At 58.3% G+C, this 17,384-nt stretch carries 17 protein-coding genes; 9 read left to right on the forward strand and 8 right to left on the reverse strand.

Going from position 1 to position 17,384, the window contains the following annotated elements:
- Positions 1-70: 70 nt before the first annotated feature.
- The gene (gene carB / locus CI070_RS11975) at positions 71-3,265 is read right to left on the reverse strand and encodes a carbamoyl-phosphate synthase large subunit (RefSeq protein ID WP_094136830.1); all 3,195 of its coding nucleotides are present in this window, start codon (positions 3,263-3,265) and stop codon (positions 71-73) included.
- A gap of 215 nt (positions 3,266-3,480) precedes the next feature.
- Here carB and CI070_RS11980 point away from each other — a divergent pair, with 215 nt between their 5' ends.
- Both CI070_RS11980 and CI070_RS11985 read left to right on the forward strand, forming a co-directional pair.
- On the forward strand, positions 3,481-4,326 hold the full coding sequence (locus CI070_RS11980; protein WP_218824901.1) for a hypothetical protein: 846 nt from the start codon (positions 3,481-3,483) through the stop codon (positions 4,324-4,326).
- A gap of 12 nt (positions 4,327-4,338) precedes the next feature.
- Positions 4,339-4,857 (forward strand): DNA-deoxyinosine glycosylase, encoded by a 519-nt coding sequence (locus CI070_RS11985; RefSeq protein ID WP_094136832.1) that lies wholly within the window; start codon positions 4,339-4,341, stop codon positions 4,855-4,857.
- A gap of 59 nt (positions 4,858-4,916) precedes the next feature.
- Here the strand turns inward: CI070_RS11985 and CI070_RS11990 are convergent, their stop codons facing one another.
- Positions 4,917-5,885 (reverse strand): DNA polymerase III subunit delta', encoded by a 969-nt coding sequence (locus tag CI070_RS11990; protein ID WP_094136833.1) that lies wholly within the window; start codon positions 5,883-5,885, stop codon positions 4,917-4,919.
- Positions 5,886-5,971: 86 nt separating this feature from the next.
- Between CI070_RS11990 and hisI the strand changes: the two genes are divergently transcribed.
- The 4 genes from hisI (at position 5,972) to rsmI (ending at position 8,742) form a co-directional block, all read left to right on the forward strand.
- A complete protein-coding gene (gene hisI, locus CI070_RS11995; protein ID WP_094136834.1) occupies positions 5,972-6,463 on the forward strand; it encodes a phosphoribosyl-AMP cyclohydrolase in 492 nt (163 codons plus the stop codon).
- Positions 6,464-6,526: 63 nt separating this feature from the next.
- Positions 6,527-7,477, forward strand: coding sequence for an outer membrane protein assembly factor BamD (locus CI070_RS12000; RefSeq protein WP_094136835.1), 951 nt, complete (start codon positions 6,527-6,529; stop codon positions 7,475-7,477).
- Between the two features lie 18 nt (positions 7,478-7,495).
- Positions 7,496-8,011 carry an LPS assembly lipoprotein LptE gene (gene lptE / locus CI070_RS12005; protein WP_094136836.1) on the forward strand — a complete coding sequence of 172 codons (516 nt, stop codon included), beginning with the start codon at positions 7,496-7,498 and terminating at the stop codon, positions 8,009-8,011.
- Between the two features lie 29 nt (positions 8,012-8,040).
- Positions 8,041-8,742: a 16S rRNA (cytidine(1402)-2'-O)-methyltransferase gene (gene rsmI / locus CI070_RS12010; RefSeq protein ID WP_094136837.1), complete on the forward strand. Its 702-nt coding sequence runs from the start codon at positions 8,041-8,043 to the stop codon at positions 8,740-8,742.
- A gap of 18 nt (positions 8,743-8,760) precedes the next feature.
- On the opposite strand, the gene CI070_RS12015 is transcribed toward rsmI, so the two are convergent.
- Positions 8,761-9,429 (reverse strand): endonuclease/exonuclease/phosphatase family protein, encoded by a 669-nt coding sequence (locus tag CI070_RS12015; protein ID WP_256943574.1) that lies wholly within the window; start codon positions 9,427-9,429, stop codon positions 8,761-8,763.
- 353 nt (positions 9,430-9,782) lie between these two features.
- Between CI070_RS12015 and CI070_RS12020 the strand changes: the two genes are divergently transcribed.
- Entirely contained in the window at positions 9,783-10,085 is a 303-nt protein-coding gene (locus CI070_RS12020; RefSeq protein ID WP_094136838.1) for a hypothetical protein, read from the forward strand.
- 92 nt (positions 10,086-10,177) lie between these two features.
- Here CI070_RS12020 and CI070_RS12025 read toward each other — a convergent pair whose 3' ends face one another.
- The gene (locus CI070_RS12025) at positions 10,178-11,509 is read right to left on the reverse strand and encodes a porin (protein WP_094136839.1); all 1,332 of its coding nucleotides are present in this window, start codon (positions 11,507-11,509) and stop codon (positions 10,178-10,180) included.
- 143 nt (positions 11,510-11,652) lie between these two features.
- The gene (gene rnc / locus CI070_RS12030) at positions 11,653-12,348 is read right to left on the reverse strand and encodes a ribonuclease III (RefSeq protein WP_143245678.1); all 696 of its coding nucleotides are present in this window, start codon (positions 12,346-12,348) and stop codon (positions 11,653-11,655) included.
- 162 nt (positions 12,349-12,510) lie between these two features.
- Between rnc and CI070_RS12035 the strand changes: the two genes are divergently transcribed.
- Positions 12,511-13,014, forward strand: coding sequence for a flavin reductase (locus CI070_RS12035; RefSeq protein ID WP_179218500.1), 504 nt, complete (start codon positions 12,511-12,513; stop codon positions 13,012-13,014).
- Between the two features lie 55 nt (positions 13,015-13,069).
- Here CI070_RS12035 and recF read toward each other — a convergent pair whose 3' ends face one another.
- From recF to cmk, 3 genes are read right to left on the reverse strand one after another with little or no spacing between them, the layout of a single operon-like run.
- On the reverse strand, positions 13,070-14,125 hold the full coding sequence (gene recF / locus CI070_RS12040) for a DNA replication/repair protein RecF (protein WP_094136842.1): 1,056 nt from the start codon (positions 14,123-14,125) through the stop codon (positions 13,070-13,072).
- 16 nt (positions 14,126-14,141) lie between these two features.
- Positions 14,142-14,753, reverse strand: a complete 612-nt coding sequence (locus tag CI070_RS12045; protein ID WP_094136843.1) for a lysophospholipid acyltransferase family protein — start codon at positions 14,751-14,753, stop codon at positions 14,142-14,144.
- Entirely contained in the window at positions 14,750-15,391 is a 642-nt protein-coding gene (cmk, locus tag CI070_RS12050; RefSeq protein WP_094136844.1) for a (d)CMP kinase, read from the reverse strand. The genes CI070_RS12045 and cmk overlap by 4 nt, the downstream gene beginning before the upstream one ends.
- A gap of 138 nt (positions 15,392-15,529) precedes the next feature.
- Between cmk and CI070_RS12055 the strand changes: the two genes are divergently transcribed.
- The gene (locus tag CI070_RS12055; protein ID WP_094136845.1) at positions 15,530-17,371 is read left to right on the forward strand and encodes a lysophospholipid acyltransferase family protein; all 1,842 of its coding nucleotides are present in this window, start codon (positions 15,530-15,532) and stop codon (positions 17,369-17,371) included.
- The last annotated feature ends 13 nt before the right edge of the window (positions 17,372-17,384 follow it).

The raw sequence follows: 17,384 nt of genomic DNA on the forward strand, positions 1-17,384 counted from the left end.
AGCCTGATGATGAACAATGCCCCGCAGGGTCCATGCGGGGCATTGTTCAAATAGAATGGATATTTCCCGTTCAGGAATGGTATTCCTGGAGGGAACGGGGTGATACCTTCACGTGTTGGGCGGAACGGATGCCCTCCACCGTAGCCCTGGCTGCGGCGATGGTGGTCATGTACGGAATCTTCTTCTGAATGGACTGCATGCGGATGAAAGAATCGTCAATCATACTGGTGCGGTCCACCGGAGTGTTGATAATCAGGTCGATCTGCTTGTTGGTGATCATGTCGCCCAGATTCGGGCGTCCTTCATGCAGCTTGTTGACCACTTCCGTTTCCACGCCCTGGCCGCGCAGGTATTCTGCGGTGCCGCCGGTGGAGACGATCGTAAAGCCCAGGGAAATCAGATCCCGGGCAATGGGTTCGATGAACTTCTTATCCCGGTCGGAAACCGTGACGAGCACCTTGCCGGCGGTAGGCAGAATGCAGCCCGCAGCTTCCTGGGCCTTGTAGTAGGCCATGCCGAAGTTGTCCGCAATGCCCATGACTTCGCCCGTGGCGCGCATTTCCGGCCCCAGTACGGGGTCCACTTCCGGGAACATGTTGAAGGGGAAAACGGCTTCCTTCACGCCGATGAAACGGCAGGCGCGCGGCTTCAGGCCCAGCTCCTTGAGTTTCCTGCCCAGCATGATTTCCGTGGCGTAGCGCGCCAGGGAGATTCCCGTTACCTTGGAGACGATAGGCACCGTGCGGGAGGCGCGGGGGTTGGCCTCAATGATGTAAACCTCATCATTGCAGATGGCGAACTGCACGTTCAGAATACCCTTTACCTGGAAGTCCTGGGCGATTTTGGCGGCATGTTCCTCAATGGTGCGGATGTGCTTGGGCGCGATTGTCACGGGAGGGATGGCGCAGGCGGAGTCTCCGGAATGGATGCCGGCCAGCTCAATATGTTCCATGACCGTGGCTACAAAAGTGTCCGTGCCGTCGGCCAGCGCATCCACTTCCGCTTCAATGGCATTGTCCAGAAAACGGTCAATCAGCATGGGATATTCCGGGCTGACCTGGATGGCCTCCACGCCGTAGCGCTTCAGGTTTTCTTCATCGTAAATGACTTCCATGCCGCGACCGCCCAGCACGAAGGAGGGGCGCACCATGACCGGGTAGCCGATGCGGCGCCCCAGTTCCACGGCTTCCTCCAGGGAACGGGCTGTGCCGCTTTCCGGCTGGCGGATATTCAGGGCAATCATGCGTTCACGGAAATATTCGCGGTCTTCCGCCAGGCGGATGCCTTCTGGCTGGGTTCCCATGATTTTCACGCCGGCGTCCTTGAGGGCCTGGGCGATGTTAAGCGGGGTCTGGCCGCCAAACTGGACGATGACGCCTTCCGGCTTTTCCTTCTCGTAAATAGCCAGCACGTCTTCCACGGTCACGGGTTCAAAGTACAGCTTGTTGGCCGTGTCAAAGTCCGTAGAAACCGTTTCCGGGTTGCAGTTCACCATGATGGATTCATATCCGTGGTCGCGCAGGGTGAAGGCGGCATGCACGCAGGTGTAGTCGAATTCGATGCCCTGGCCGATGCGGTTGGGACCGCCGCCCAGAATCATGATTTTCTTTTTGTCGTTCACGGGAACTTCGTCCGCCGCGCCGCTGTAAGTGGAGTAGTAGTATTCCGCGTGTTCCACGCCGCTGACAGGCACGATGCGGAAGGTGGCCGTGATGCCGTCTTTTTGCCGGCGGCCACGGACGGCCTTTTCAGGCACTCCGAAAATCTGGGCCAGGTATTTGTCGGAAAAGCCCATTTCCTTGGCCTGGCGCAGGGTTTCCGCGGAAAGGGAATCCCAGTCCTGCCCGTCCAGGGAAAAGTCAAAGTCCGCCAGTTCCTTCATCTGTTCAATGAAGTACGGAGTGATGCGGGTCAGCTTAACTATTTCCCCCACGGTCACGCCGCGGCGCAGGAGTTCATAAATCTGGAAAAAGCGTTCGCTGTTGCCGTAGGTGATTTTTTCTCGCAATTCCGGGGTGGAGAGGGCTTCCAGCTTTTTCACGCGGCCCAGGCCGGCGCGCCCGATTTCCAGAGAGCGTACAGCCTTCTGAAAAGCTTCCTTGAAGTTCTGCCCGATGCTCATTACTTCGCCCACGGCTTTCATCTGGGTGCCCAGCTTGTCGGCCGCCTTGGGGAATTTTTCAAAGGCCCAGCGTGCGAACTTCACGACTACATAGTCGCCGTAAGGTTCGTATTTTTCCAGAGAGCCTTTGCGCCAGTAGGGAAGTTCGTCCATCGTGACGCCGGAAGCCAGCTTGGTGGAGACGGAGGCGATAGGGAAGCCGGTGGCCTTGGAAGCCAGGGCGGAGGAACGGGACGTACGGGGGTTGATTTCAATAACGATGATGCGGTTGTCTTCCCGGTTGTGGGCGAACTGCACGTTTGTCCCTCCCGTGACGCCGATGGCGTCCAGAATGCGGTAGGAATAATCCTGAAGCTTGTCCTGCACTTCCTGCGGAACGGTCAGCATGGGCGCCACGCAGAAGCTGTCTCCGGTGTGCACGCCCATGGGATCCACGTTCTCAATAAAGCAAACGGTAATCTTCTGTCCCTTGGCGTCGCGGACGACTTCCAGTTCCAGTTCCTCCCATCCCAGCACGCATTCTTCCACCAGCACCTGGTTGATGAGGGAGGCGGCCAGGCCGCGGGGGACCACCTGGCGCAGTTCCTCCACGTTATAAACGATGCCGCCGCCCGTGCCGCCCATGGTGTAGGCGGGGCGCAGCACGACGGGGTAGCCCAGTTCAGCGGCCACCTTTTCAGCTTCCTCCACGGAATAGACGGGTTCGGACTTGGCGACCGGCACGCCGATCCTGTCCATGGTTTCCTTGAAAATGATGCGGTCTTCGCCGCGGGCGATGGCTTCCAGGTCCACGCCGATGACTTCCACGCCATACTGTTTCAGGATGCCTTCCTCATGCAGCTTGGAAGCCAGGTTCAGGGCCGTCTGGCCGCCCAGGTTGGGCAGCAGGGCATCCGGGCGTTCCTTCTCAATCACGGCCGTGATGCGGTCCACGGTCAGAGGCTCAATGTAGGTGTGGTCCGCCATGCCGGGGTCCGTCATAATGGTGGCGGGGTTGGAATTCACCAGAACGACGTCGTAACCTTCGGCGCGGAGGGCCTTGCAGGCCTGGGTGCCGGAGTAGTCGAACTCGCAGGCCTGGCCGATGATGATGGGGCCTGAGCCGATAATGAGGATTTTGCGGATATCTTCGCGTTTTGCCATGGTATGATGCCTCTATGTGGTCCGTGGTGGTTAAAAATAAATGCCGGAAACAAGGTCCGCCCAAGGTGCGTTGCCTCTCCGCTCCGCATACCCGGCGCGTGACCTGACGCACAGTACGGGACGCCGGAAGATAAGTCCAGACAAAACAACAGGAATTCCGGGGAAAAGGCTATGGCCTTCTTTCCTTTTCGTACAGCTCCGTACGCAATCCGCCCTTGATATTTTCCGCTGTCCATATACCCTGCGGGGCAAGGATGAGGAATGCCCTGACATTGATTTGTTGTCTCGGATTGCTGTGTTCCGCAGCCGCGGCTGCGGACCTGTCTTCCACGGGGCGGGGGAGCGCCGCGTCTTCGGGGGCGGCTTCCTGGTACCGGGCCCTGCGGACCGGGCTTTCTCAATTCCGGAACGGCGGCGGCTACCAGACAAGCAGGGAAGCCATGCAGGCCTTGGTGGAGAAAACCTGCCGCTGGGACCCCCGCGCGCGTCGTCCCGTTTTTCTTCTCCGTAACGCCGCGCCCTCCTTCTGTTCCTCCGCCTGCTACCTGCTCCTTTTGAAATCTTTGGAGATATGGGACTCTGCACAGCCGCGGCCCGTTATCTCCGAACGCGCGTGGCTGGCCCTCATCCCCCGCCTCGGCCAGCATGACGGGGAAGGGCCGTGGGGATGGGCGAACGCCAATGGCCCCGGCATGGCCGTCCTGGTGCACAGACTGGGGGCCGGCATCAACTTTGAGGACTGGAGAAAGGCCCGCCCCGGAGACTTTATGAAAATTTTCTGGACGGACCGCATCGGGCGCCGGGAATCCGGCCATCTGACCGTCCTGGTGAAGGACGGAGGGGAGCAGGTAACGTTCTGGTCCTCCAACATTCCGGACGGTTACGGAGTCAGGACGGTGCCCAAATCCCGAATCAGGCGCGTCATTTTCACGCGCATCACCAGACCGGAGCGGTTCAACCTGGCCCCCTCCGTGGGAAGCCACCCGTGGCTGTCCTCCCTGCTCCGGCAGGAAGTGAGTATGAAGGAAGTGCGCCGGCATTCCGGCATGCAGAACCCCTGACCGTTTCCAGCCGTGAAAAAATGCTCCTTCCCTCCTTCCGTCTCCCCGGACTGTTCCGTGCTGGTGCTCGGTTCCCTGCCGGGGGACGAATCCCTGCGTCAGGCCCAGTATTACGCTCATCCCCGCAACGCGTTCTGGAAAATCATGGGTGCCCTTCTGGGCTTTGATCCCTCCCTGCCATATGAGGAACGCCTGTCCCTGCTCAACCGGGGCGGGGTGGGGCTGTGGGACGTAGTGGCCTCCGGCGTCAGGCCCGGCAGCCTGGACCAGCACATCTCCCAGGAACGGCCCAACGATATTGCGGCCCTGCTGGATCGCTTCCCGGGCATCGGCGTGGTCTGCTGCAACGGCACCGCTTCCCATAAATACCTTAAACGGTATTTTCCCGAGTTGTTCCTTCGGGAAACGCTTTCCGTCATTCAAATGCCTTCCACCAGTCCGGCGGCGGCGCGGCTGACGTATGAGCAGAAATTCCGAGCCTATGAGGAAATCATGGCGCCCCTGCTCCGGAAGGAAAAGCAAGAATACTGACCTTCTGCGCCTTTTCCGGTGCGGGGCGCGGCCCAACGGTGGCAGGCGGGGTTGTTCGGTCAGCAGGACCCGACGGCCGCCAGCAGGTGGACATCCAGGGCCAGGGCTTCGTGAATATTGAAATTCAAATCATCACGGAGCCTGTTGAGGGCCTCCATGCGCTTCAGCAATTCGTTCACGGGCATCTGGGCGGCCAGCGTGCGCACCTCCGGATGAATCGGAGTGACTCCCGGGGCTCCGGAGGCAATCAGGGCTGCCTGTCCGAACCAGCTGATGAGCAATTCCAGGGCCTGATTGCGCTGTTCCAGGTATTCCGTCTCTATCTGGGCGGCGTTCGCGTCCTTATTGCGGGCCTCCCAGTCGGAGGCGTCCGTACCCTGGGCCGCTTCCCTGGCTTCATCTTTCAGAGCCTGGTTCAGGTTTTTGGTGATGGCGGCCTTGGCTTCCGCCATGACGTCCATGAACCTGCTGCGGAAGGCCAGTGCTGCCAGGTCATTATTCAGATTGCGGCAGGTCTCCAGCCAGTGCGGGAGCAGGGCCTCCTGAATGGGGGTGAGCCTGAATTCCCCGGATTGCAGCAGATTGACGCGCACGCAGCGGGAAATAATCGTCTGAAGGAGCTGGTCCGGCTGGGAGGTGGACAAAATGAGCAGACACTGTCCGGGCGGTTCCTCCAGGGTTTTCAGGAAAGCGTTGGCGGCCTCGTCATTCATCCGCTCCGCATCCATGAACACGGCTATCTTCCATTTCCCCTCCGCCGCGCGCTGTTGCAAAAAGGGTTCCACGGCCCGGATATCATCCCGCAGGATGCGGCGCGACTTGGACTTGGGGCGCACCAGCCGGCAATACTCGTCCCTCACACTGTCCAGGTGGTCTGCCCGGATGCCGTTCATCAGCTCCAGCAATTGCAGGATCAGGCGGGAGGCTCCCTGGTGTTCGTCTCCCACAATGAGCAGGGCATGGGGAAGCCGGTTGCGGGAGAAGGCGGTGCGCAGCAGGTCGAACGCTTGGGATGCCGTAAATGCCATATGCTCCTATGAAAACATTTCGTTGCGTCAGGGCAACAGAAAAGATTGGTATATGTCGGATATTTCATGTACTAAGGGGGCCGGTTATGGAACAAAACGACATCTCATCCCGGATTGTCTTTGCCGACCGCGGCAAGGTGAATGTGGAAAAAGGCGTGGAATTCGCCCCCAAATTTGACCAGAACGGCCTGATCCCGGCCCTCGCCATGGACCATGTTACCCATGAACCGCTGATGCTGGCCTATATGAATGCGGAATCCCTGCGCATGACCATGGAACTGGGGGAAGCCGTTTACTATTCCCGCAGCCGCCAGGAAATCTGGCATAAGGGCGCGACCAGCGGCCACGTGCAAAAAGTGAAGCAAATTCTGGTGGACTGCGACCAGGATGCCCTGATTGTGCTGGTGGATCAGTGCGGCGCCGGCGCTTGCCACACAGGGCACCACTCCTGCTTTTACCGTTCCGTTCCGTTCGGAGATGAACTGAAAGCCCAGCCCCAGGGGGCACCCGTCACGCTGCGTGAAGCGGACGGAGGCGTCGTTTTTGATGCCGAGGCCGTGTACGGCAAGGGCCATTAACTCCTTTTGCGCGTCAATCTGCGTTCGCCGGATTGACGCGCCCTCTTTTTCTGCTGTAAAATCATGAATGTGAAAAAACTGCTTCTCATGATGGCTGCCGTTTCCGGGACGCTGGCTTTGTGCCAATGCTCTTCGGAGGCGCCTCCCCCCCCCGGAACCGTCCGCATGGTGGATCAGCAGGCGATTGTCCTGATGCAGGAAGCCAGGGCAAAGGAAGCGAAGAATGATCTCTCCGGGGCCATTAAGAAATACAGGCGCGTGGTGGAAAAGCACCCCCTTTCCAGGGAAGCTCCCCAGGCCCGGTTCAGAATGGCGGAGCTTCATGAGGCCCGCAAGGAACCCGCGGATGCGTTTGACCAGTACCAGAAGCTCATAGACCGTCATCCGGACAGCCCCCTGTACAGGCAGGCCATGGCCCGGCAGAAGGAAATGGCCTTCGGCGCTGCGAGCGGCGCGCTGACCAACCGCGTGCTGTGGATGTTTGACGTCAGGATGGATCCCACGAACGTCACGGAATGGCTGAAGCATGTGCGGGACAATGCTCCGTACGCCCCTACCGCCCCGCAGGCCATGAACGTGCTGGGCAATTATCTGGCCGCCCGCGGCCGGATGAAGGAGGCCATTGAAGCATACCAGAACCTGGTGGACAATTACCCCAACTCTCCGCTGGCCCCCACGGCCCAGCTCCAGATTGCCACCCTGTATCGCCAGGCCGCTGCGGACGGTGACCGCAACCACGTCAATGTGGCCCGCGCCCAGGAAGCTTATGAAGATTACCTTCAGCGTTATCCCAACAGCGCCCGGGCAGGAGCGGCCCGCGCCGATCTGGCGGCCATGAAGCGTGAGCTGGTGGCCCAGCAGCTGGAAGTGGCGGAATACTACCTGACCAAGATGAAAGATACGGATGCGGCCATCTTCTGCTACCAGGAAGTAGTCTCCAGGGGCAGCATCAATCCCGCCGCCGCCGCCAGGGCGAAGGCCCGCCTGAAAGAACTGCGCGTGACCAGCAGATAACAGGAATTCTCCGTCCTCATGAACCGTATCCGGAACGTTTTCAAACTCTTTCTGCCCGTTTTTTGCCTGTTGGTCGGCTCTTGCGGCTACCAGCTCGGCGGCACCAAGCCGCCCAGGCTGGAACTGGCCCGGACCGTCAAGGTATGCCTCTTTGCCAACAACTCTTTGGAACCCCGCGCCGCCACGCTGGTGACCGGCGCGCTGGCGGATGAACTGCAACGGGACGGCACCTACCGGTTGAGCTCCGGAACGGATGCGGATATCCGGGTGGAGGGGGAAGTGTACTCCATCACCTTCGACCAGTTGCGCTCCAGCCGGGAAGACACCTACAAGAGTACGGAACTTGGGTTGCGCCTGGCTGTCAAATACCGTGTGGTGGACGCCAAAACGCAGGAAATCCTGTATGCCGGCTCTGCGGAGGAAGTAGGTCAATTCTTTGACCAGGGCAACATTCAGTCGGCCCGCACGAATGCCCTTTCCTATGCGGCCCGTCTGGTGGCTACTTCCATTGCGGAAACCCTTACCAATGGCTAACCCCGCCCGGTTCAGGAAAATTTGTGCTTATGGAGGAAGTGGAATACAGCGTTTATTTTGTTCCGGTGCCTATCGGCAACCGGGCGGACATCACTCTGCGGGCGCTGGACGTGCTGCGCAAGGTGGATGTCATTGCGTGTGAAGACACCCGCCATTCCGGCCTTCTGCTTTCCCATTATGAAATCCGCAAACCGCTGATAAGCATGCATGACCACAATGAGCAGCCGCGCGCCGGGGAAATTGCGGCGCGCGCGGCCGGCGGGGAAAGCTTTGCCGTGATCAGTGATGCGGGCATGCCTGGCGTGAGCGATCCGGGCTACCGTCTCATTCAGACGCTCAAGGAAAAGGGAATAAGCTTCACCGTCCTTCCCGGACCATCCGCCGTGGTGACGGCTCTGGTGGGATCCGGACTGCCTACGGACGCCTTCTTCTTCGGCGGCTTTCTGCCCGTCAAATCCGGGAAAAAAAACGCCGTGCTCCAAACGGCGGCGGAAGCTTCCCATACCAGTATTTTTTATGAATCCCCCCATCGCATCGTCAAAACCGTGCAGGCTCTGGCGGCGCTGGATCCGGATATTCCCGTCTGCGTAGCCAGGGAACTGACAAAAACCTTTGAAACTTATCATCGCGGTTCGGCTTCCCGGCTGGCGGCGGAATTTGCGGAACGCGCCCCCAGGGGGGAAATCGTGCTGCTGGTGGGCGGCGTCAATGCCCCGCGGGCTACCCGTTGACGGGCCGGAAACATCATGTCAATAGCTGACCGTCACTTTAACCGGGCGGTGGTCGGAGGCGGCGGGGGCTTCAATCACCCTGCGTTCCTTCACATGGAACGCCTCCGTCTTTTTTCCCCTGTACATCCAGATGTAATCAATGCATTCCTTCGGATGCCCGGCGGGAAACGTTTTTTGGGCCGGATCGCTCAGCAGGATGAAATATTTCTTCATCCGGGTTATCGGCTCCGAATCCGGCGTTAAATTGAAATCCCCTGCAATAAAAAAGGGCTTGCTGCATTTTGCGGCCAGGGCGGCAATTATATCAATGGAAGCGCTGCTGTCTTCCTTGGTCAGGGACAAATGCGTGACGCAAAACCAGTAATCCCTGAACTCGGCCATCAACAGCACACGGGCCTCCTCCCTGCCGGGCAAAGGAATCCGTCTGACGCTCAGAGGCTTTTCCCTGGATAAAATGCCTACTCCATAGGAACCGCCTGAATAATCAATGGCCTTGGCATAGGTACCCGTCAACGTTGTCCTTGCGGCCAATTCCTGCAGGGTATCCCTGCCTCCGCTCCTTATGGTTCCCTGGTCCAGCTCCTGGAGGGCAGCGACATCCGGTTTTTCCGCTGCGATTACCCGGGCCGTGCGGTCATAATCCCTCCTGCCGTCCATGCCGGTGCCGTTCTTTACGTTATAGCTCATCAATGTGAATTCTCCGGCCTGCAGGGGAAAAGGGCTGAAAAAAACAGCTACGGCTGCACCTAACCTGAAAATGGACCATTTATTTCCTTTCATATCTGCAACAGGCTCCGTATTGCCCGGACTGCAGATAATACGAGCTCCCTTCTCCCTTTTCTTGCAGAAAAATTTCCCCCTCCGGATAAGCAATCCTCCTGTGAGGAGAGTCGGCAGCTCGTTTCCGGTTTCCAGAGCAGAGCCTCATCTCTGATCGGGCCAGCCGCCTTGGATGCTCTTGGAGCCATATGCCGGCGGGAAATGACGCAGATTTTATCAACTTGACGGCTGGAAGTGTGTCATGATAATGTCCTATCATCATGCTGGAGGATAGGAAATCACATTCCTCGCGCAAGACACCGGATTTGGTGACTGATGAGCTTATTCTCATTCTTCATGAAGCGGGCATGCTGGAATTCAATGACATTTTTCAGCGTGCCGTTGTCGTGATGAAGGAAAAGCACATGTCCTTGGGCGGGGAGGAAATCCTGAGGCTGAGGATTTACGAAAAACTCCAGAATCTGGTGAGCACCGGCGGCCTGATGAAAAAAGGCCGCGAATACACGGCCCTGCCCAAGCTGATTTCTTTGAAATCGAAAGCGTTACCGGATATCCGGTTGTGATTTTCAGGAAAAAAGGCAGGATGAAGCGGATTTTACTCCATGTCGTTTATCCTGCCCGTGAAACCTAATATGCGGTCTCGTGCCTCACTTTCTTAGAAGTTGGTGCGGAAAGCGATATTGTAGCTCCATCCGGTAAAGCCTTTCTGCCGGCTGGCGTCCGTGCCGTTGGAATGGGCGTATTCGATGCCCGCCATGATCTTGGCCATGTTCGGGCTGCATTCGAAAATGTAGTAGTTGACGCCCAGGTACAGGGCCTGCATGCAGTCGGAGGTGCCGGAATAAGTGGAGTTCTGCGTATAGCGTTTTTCCCATTTTACGGCGTTGCTGCCTGCCGCCATCTGGTAGCGGACCACTCCTTCCCAGTGGGGGGTGAACTTGTAGGACGGCATGACGGTCACGCCGAAGACGTTTTCAGCCCCCGCCTTCATGCCGATGACGTTGAAGCCGGCCATGACTTCGGTCATCAGGGAGAAATTCCCCTGGGAGCCTTCCCATGTCAGGGCTACCACGTCCCTGGCTCCGGTGCCCTGGTATTTGGATTTGAAGCCGTAGCCGGTCAGTTTTTTATACGCCTTGTTTTGGGCGTCGTTCCTCCACTTGGTGAAATTGTGGGCGTAATCCAGCCACAGACGGCTTTTCTTCAGGAAAACGTTGTTGGACGTGTCATAGCTCAGCGTGCCGGTGATGAAGCAGTTGTCCTGGGAGTTGAAAGCGGGTTCAATGCGGTTGTTGGACGTGCCGGTCCCGGCGCTTCCGTTGCCGTTCAGCCAGACGCCTGCGGCCCAGCCGAGTTTGTCCTTTTTGTCGGAATTGTTCACCTGGAGTCCGTAATTGGTTTCCGGGCGGAGCTGGTTGACCAGCATGGAACGTTCCATGGTCAGAATGGCGGAGGAGGACGTTCGGTATTCCCCGGTGATGCGCGGCTTTATTTTGCCGATGGCATAGGTGACGGGGCCTCCGTTGTATTCCAGATTCAATTCGTAAAGGGAGCAGGTCTGGTCGGAGGCGTTCCATGTGTTGGCTTTCGCATTGTAGCTTTCCAGGCCGTCCATGTCGCCGATGTTCCAGACGTTGTTGAGTTTGAAGTTATTCAGGAACTTCATGTTGAACCCGGCGCGGAAGCGGCGCCATTCATCGTTGAAGCGGCGGCCGTTGCCTTCCTTTTCGCCCATCACGCGGTTTTCGCCGTTCGGGTCAATCCAGTCCAGGCTGTACTGCATGCGGAGGGAAACGTTGAATTCCTGGATGTAAGGATTTTTATGATCCCGTTCCGCGTTGAACCACTTGAAACGGTCGCTGAGCCATTTGCAGGCGGAAAAGCTGCCGTGGGTCGGCAGAGCGTTTCCTGTAGAGGACGCGGCCGCGGCAAAGGCGGAGGCTCCGAAAGTCATGATGCCGATGACGGGGAGAGTATAGGTCTTCATTGGTTTTCCATGGCTGGTTTGTCTGTGGGAAGGTCTTCCGGGGAAGGTTCTTTCTTGCGGAGACGGCTTCTGTCTATCAAACCAGCCGCAGGAGTGTCTAAGGCTTAAGGGTGACAAAATAGACACCCGTCCTCCTTTGGCGGTTACAAGGTCATGCGGAGCCATGCCCTGGCGGCCAGGGCGTCTGCGGCGGCGGCTACCTCCGCCTTTCTCTTGCTGGCCCCGGAACCGGCGCCAATGGCGTGACCATGCCAGAAAACGCGGGATTCAAAACGGTTTTCAGCGTCTCTCGGCCCTTTTTCTTCCGTCTTATAGGAAGGAGTTTCGGGCAGGATGTCCTGAAGAATGGCTTGGAGTTCCCCTTTGGGGTTGATTTCCTTGGGATGGCTGGCTGCGGAATCCAGAGCTTCATGGAGGACGCGCAGGGCCACGGCCTTGGCCGTTTCATAGTCGGAATCCAGGGACATGGCTCCGAAGACGGATTCAAATGTGTTGGCGATGATGGAATTTTTGCCTCGTCCGCCGGCCCGTTCCTCCCCCTTCCCCAGAGCAATGTACTTGTCCAGCCCCAGGATAAAGCCGTATTTACCCAGATTGGCGCGGCTGACGGTTCGGGCGCGCAGCTGGGTCAGTTCCCCTTCCGGGGATTGGGGCATGTGGTGGTAAAGATATTGCGTGACGGCCAGTTGCAGGATGGCGTCTCCCAGGAATTCCAGCCGTTCATACGCCCGGCGCGTTTCCGGCTTGCTGTCCGTGCTGGGATGGGTAAGGGCCTGAACGAGCAGATCCGGATTGTTGAAACGGTAACCCAGCTTGTCTTCCAGCGCGGTATGATTCATCCCGGAAATGCTAGGGCCGCCGTTGAGGAAATGCAACTCCAAACGGAGGGCGCTCCCGGCGGGGCGGGAGATTGCCTTCCCGCGTCATCCCTGCCGCTCCACAGCTTTGACATATGGACGGAGGGGTGTAGGATAGGTTGTGAACGAACGTTGGAGACGATGATGAAGAAGATTGAACCAAAAGAGATTCAGGATAATGCCGTGCAATTGATTGGGGACGACTGGATGCTGGTGACGGCGGGTTCCCCGGAGCATTTCAACATGATGACGGCCAGCTGGGGCGGGTTGGGGTTCATGTGGAAGAAGCCCGTGGCGTTTGTAGTTATCCGTCCCCAGCGCCATACTTTCCGTTTTATTGAGGCCGGGGACGAGCTGACGCTTTCCTTTTTCAGCCATGAGTACCATAAGGCTTTGACCGTGTGCGGAACAACGAGCGGACGGGATACGGACAAGGTGGCCGCCTCCGGCCTGACGCCATATGTAACGGAGAACGGCAATGTAAGTTTTACGGAAGCGCGCCTGGTGCTGGAGTGCCGCAAGCTGTACGCGGAGCCTCTCAAACCGGAAGCTTTTCTGGATAAAACCATTGTGCCGGAGTGGTATGCCGCCGGGGATTTCCATAAGATGTATATTGTGGAAATCCTGAATGTATGGGTGAAGGAATAGCGCTCTGGAAATGGCCGCAGGCGGACGCCTGTTCATTGTTCCTGTCCGCGCTTTTTCAGAGGGGGGCAAGTGTTCCATTCTCCAGCCGGAAGGCAGGCAGGGGGCAAGGAGCATCGTGTAGCCAGTCCAGATGGGTGGTGGTGATGAGGCTCTGCGCGTCCTCTGGAAGCGACTGCAGAAAGGCTATCCGGCGCGTGGGGTCAAGCTCCCCAAAGACATCGTCAATCAGATGGATGGGCGTATGTCCCGTTTCTTCCGTCAGGAGGGAAGACTGCGCCAGCTTCATGGAGATGGCGGTGGTGCGCTGCTGCCCTTCGGAGGCGAATTGAGCGGCGTTTCTTCCGTTCAGCGTGATGTCCAGGTCATCCCGGTGGGGGCCGTTCTGGGTTTGCCCGTACCGGATGTCCCGGTCCATGGAGGCGCACAGCCGTTCATACAGGTCTCCTTCCTCCGAGGCGCGGTAAGCGATGGAGACCTGTTCCTGCCTTCCACCGATATTGCGGTAGGCCAGGGCGATATGGGGCGCCAGGAGCGCCAGCAGATGGGCGCGCAGGTTTCTCAGTTCCGTGCCGTGCAAGGCCAGCTGGCGCGTGTAGGCGTCCAGCTGGAGTTTGTCCCGGTGCCTGTGCTTGAGCAGGTAATTGCGCGTTTTCAGCGCCCGGCGGTAGCTGAACAGGGCCAGTCTGTAGCCTGGGTGCCACTGGCTGCCCAGAAAGTCCATGTATTTCCGGCGGGCATCCGCGCCGGCCTGCACCAGGGAAAGGTCGTCATTCCCCATCCATACCACGGGATAGCTGTCCGCCAGGTAGCTGCGCTGGTCTTTGCGGGGCTCTCCGTTGACGCGGAGGTCCGGGGCGTTCGGCGCCCACAGGATGCGCCGGATTTGTCCCGGAAGCTCTCCGCGGATGCCGAAGGATTGTTTTCCGTGGGAGGCCAGCGGCCCGGTCCGGGCCGTGCGCGGGGATTGCAGGCGCAGCAGGAAGCAAACGGCTTCCAGCAGGCTGGTTTTTCCCCGGGCGTTGTCTCCCAGGATGATAGCCCCCTGCTGCGGGATCTGCCAGGAGAAGCTTCCGTAGCAACGGAAGTCCATTAATTTCAGCCTGGAGATCATGGGGCTGGGAAAGGGGTTATTCCGCAGGAAGGGAGCGGATGGCGTCCATGATTCTGTCCGTCAGGTGCTGGTACGCATCTTTTCCTCTGGCGTTGAGTTCCGCCGGCGTGAAAGGGATGGGGTCTCCCACCGTGACCGTGACGGGACGGAGTTTGGGAAACCGGGCGCCGATGGGAAATGCTTCATACGCGCCGCTGATGCGCAGGGGCTGCACGGGAACTTTCGTTTTGCTCAGGATGAGGCCGATTCCCCCCATGCCGTCATGGATTTCACCATCCGGCGTGCGGGAGCCTTCCGGAAACACAAGTACGCGCTTGCCGGATTTCAGCAGGCGTATCACGTGCTTGAGGCTGGCGGCATCCGGGTTTTCCTGGTCAATGGGGATAGCCTGGCAGAGGGGGAGGGCCCATTTGAAAATACCCTGGAACAGCGTCTTGCGTGCGAAAAAATAGATGCCGTCCTCATAAGAAATGCCCAGCATGGGCGGGTCCAGAAAGCTCTGGTGATTGCTGACGATGAGCACGGGGCCGTCTTCGATAAGTTTTTCCCGGTTGACGACTTTCCAGGAGAAGAAAGCTTTGGAAATGCTTTTGAAGAGCGTGTAGAAAACCCAGTAGAAAGAGTTCATCTGGAGGAGAGTTTTTGTTGGATGTTGTCGGTGATGAAACGGACGACCTGGTCAATCGTCATGTCTGACGTATCCACCAGCAGAGCGTCCGGCGCCTGCGCCAGCGGGGCGGTAGCGCGGGAGGAGTCCTTGCGGTCCCGTTCCGCGATGGAGTCCGTCAGGCCTTCTGCGGCGCGGCGCGCGGCCCTCACTTCCTCGGAGGCGGTGACGAAGTACTTGAACGGCGTATCCGGAAAAACCACGGTGCCTATGTCCCTGCCTTCCATCACGACAGGTTCCCGGCGGTTGTATTCCCGCTGCCGTTCCACCAGCAGGGCGCGCACTTCCGGAATGGCCGCGATGGTGGAAACGTGGTCGTTGACCTGCTGTTTTGTGAGTTCTTCTCCCAGCACGCGCTGCCCGCACAGAACTACGGACCGGCTGCCGTCCTTGCCGAAAGAGAGGGGCACGGACGGCAGGGATTCCTGCACGGCCGCCGTATCCGCGGGGTTGATGCCCTGTTCCAGCATGTACCAGGTGACGGCCCGGTACATGGCCCCGGTGTTGATGAACGTATAACCGAGGCGGTCCGCGATGAGCTTAGCGACGGTAGATTTTCCGGAGGCGGCGGGACCGTCAATGGCGATGGCTGGATGCATGAGTGTCTTCTGAGTTGGAAATGGGGGCTAAAGCCGCTTGGATTATAGCTTTGCGTCCCTTGGAAATCAAGACTGCGTTCCGGAGGGCGTTGCAAAAAGAGTTTCACTTTTTCCTGTAAATCCGTTATACAGCGGGGCATGGCCCAGCTCAAACACCCGAAAATGGTGGATATCAGAGACATTTTGGACGAGAATACGCGTCTGCCTGCCCTGGTGGCCGCGTCCGCCGAAAAGCTGCTGGGCCTGGAACGCCTGAACAAGGCGTACGACAAGATCGTGCGCGACAAGGAATCCGGTTCTCAGGAAAATTTCTTTCAGCTTGCTTCCAGGTACTTGAATCTGAAGTTGCAGCTGCGTCCGGGGGATCTGGAAAATATCCCTAAGAAAGGGCCTGTCGTCGTCGTCGCCAATCATCCGCACGGCTTGTCGGACGGCATCATGTTCGGGGAGCTGCTGACCCGCGTGAGGGAAGACGTCCGTATTTTGGCCAATGAGCAGCTTTCCCTGTGCCGGGAACTGGATCCCTGGCTCATCAAAGTGGATGTGTATGAGGATGAGAACGCCAAGCGCAAGAACCTTTCCGGCATGCGCAAGATGATTTCCTGGCTGCGTAAGGGCGGCGTTCTGGGCATTTTCCCCGCCGGCACGGCTTCCAGTTTTTCCCTGACCCACAAGAGGGTGACGGACGATCCTTGGAACGCGAATATCGGCGCCATTATCCGGATGACGAAGGCGACGGTGGTGCCCGTATATTTTCCGGGCCGCAACAGTCTTTTGTTCCAGGGAATTTCCCTGATTAACCGCAAGGCGCGCGTGGCGTTCCTTCCCCGGGAAGTGGGACGCGACGGCCGCCGGACGCACCGCATCGTGGTGGGCAAGCCCATTCCATTCAGCCAGCTTGGGCAGTATGATTCCGATGAAGCTATGGTCTCCCATCTCCGCCTGCGCACTTACCTGCTGGGCAAGAGTTATGAAAAGAGCCGCCGCCCCCATGTGCACAAAAAAGACCGGAAGGCAAAGATGGCCGCGCTGATCTCCCCCGTTTCCGTGCAGGACATGCAGGCGGAAATTGACGCGCTGCCCCCGGAGTGCCTGCATGCCCGTCAGGAAAATGGAGATTGGGACGTGTACGTGGCGGATGCCCTGCAAATCCCCAATATCCTTATTGAAATAGGGCGTTTGCGGGAATATACCTTCCGCCAGGTAGGGGAAGGTTCCGGCAAGGCGTGCGACCTGGATACGTACGACAACCATTACAAGCACCTGTTCCTGTGGGACAGAACGCACCGGAAAATCGTAGGCGCCTACCGTATGGGGGAAACGGACAAAATCCTCGCCCGCTACGGTGTGAAAGGGTTGTACAACGGGGAATACTTTTCCTTTTCCCCCGCAGCCTTGCGGGTCTTGGGCCGTTCTCTGGAGATGGGGCGCGCCTTCATTGTCCCGGAATACCAGAAAAGGCCTCTGGCTCTTGGTTTTATTTGGGAGGGAATCGGCCAGTTCATGGCCCGCAACCACCATTACCGCTACCTGTTCGGCACGGTCAGCATTTCCCGTGATTACACCAACCTTTCCCGGGCCCTTATCGTCTCCTATCTGAAGGCGCATGAAATGGAGCCCGTGCTGGTGCATGAGGTAAAAGCCTACAATCCGCCCCGCAAAGCGGACCTGAAGAGGTCGGAATCATGCATCCTCCCTCTGGGTCTGGCAGATGCCCAGGGCCTGTCCCAGTTGGTGGCTGATATAGAGGAAGACGGCAGGGGCATTCCCGTATTGCTCCGCCAATATTTGAAATTGAACGGCAAAATTCTTTCCTTCAGCGTGGATAAGCATTTTGGCGACGTGCTGGACTGCCTGATTCTGGTGGACATTTTCAAAACGCCGGAGCGTTCCATCAAGCGCTATCTGGGCAGGGCTGCTTATGAGCAGCTTCTGCCTTACATGCAGCAGGAGAAGGAGGAAGAAAAAACGGCGGAATAATTTCGCGGGCATT

The sequence above is a fragment of the Akkermansia muciniphila genome (assembly GCF_900184965.1).
Lineage (GTDB): Bacteria > Verrucomicrobiota > Verrucomicrobiia > Verrucomicrobiales > Akkermansiaceae > Akkermansia > Akkermansia muciniphila_A.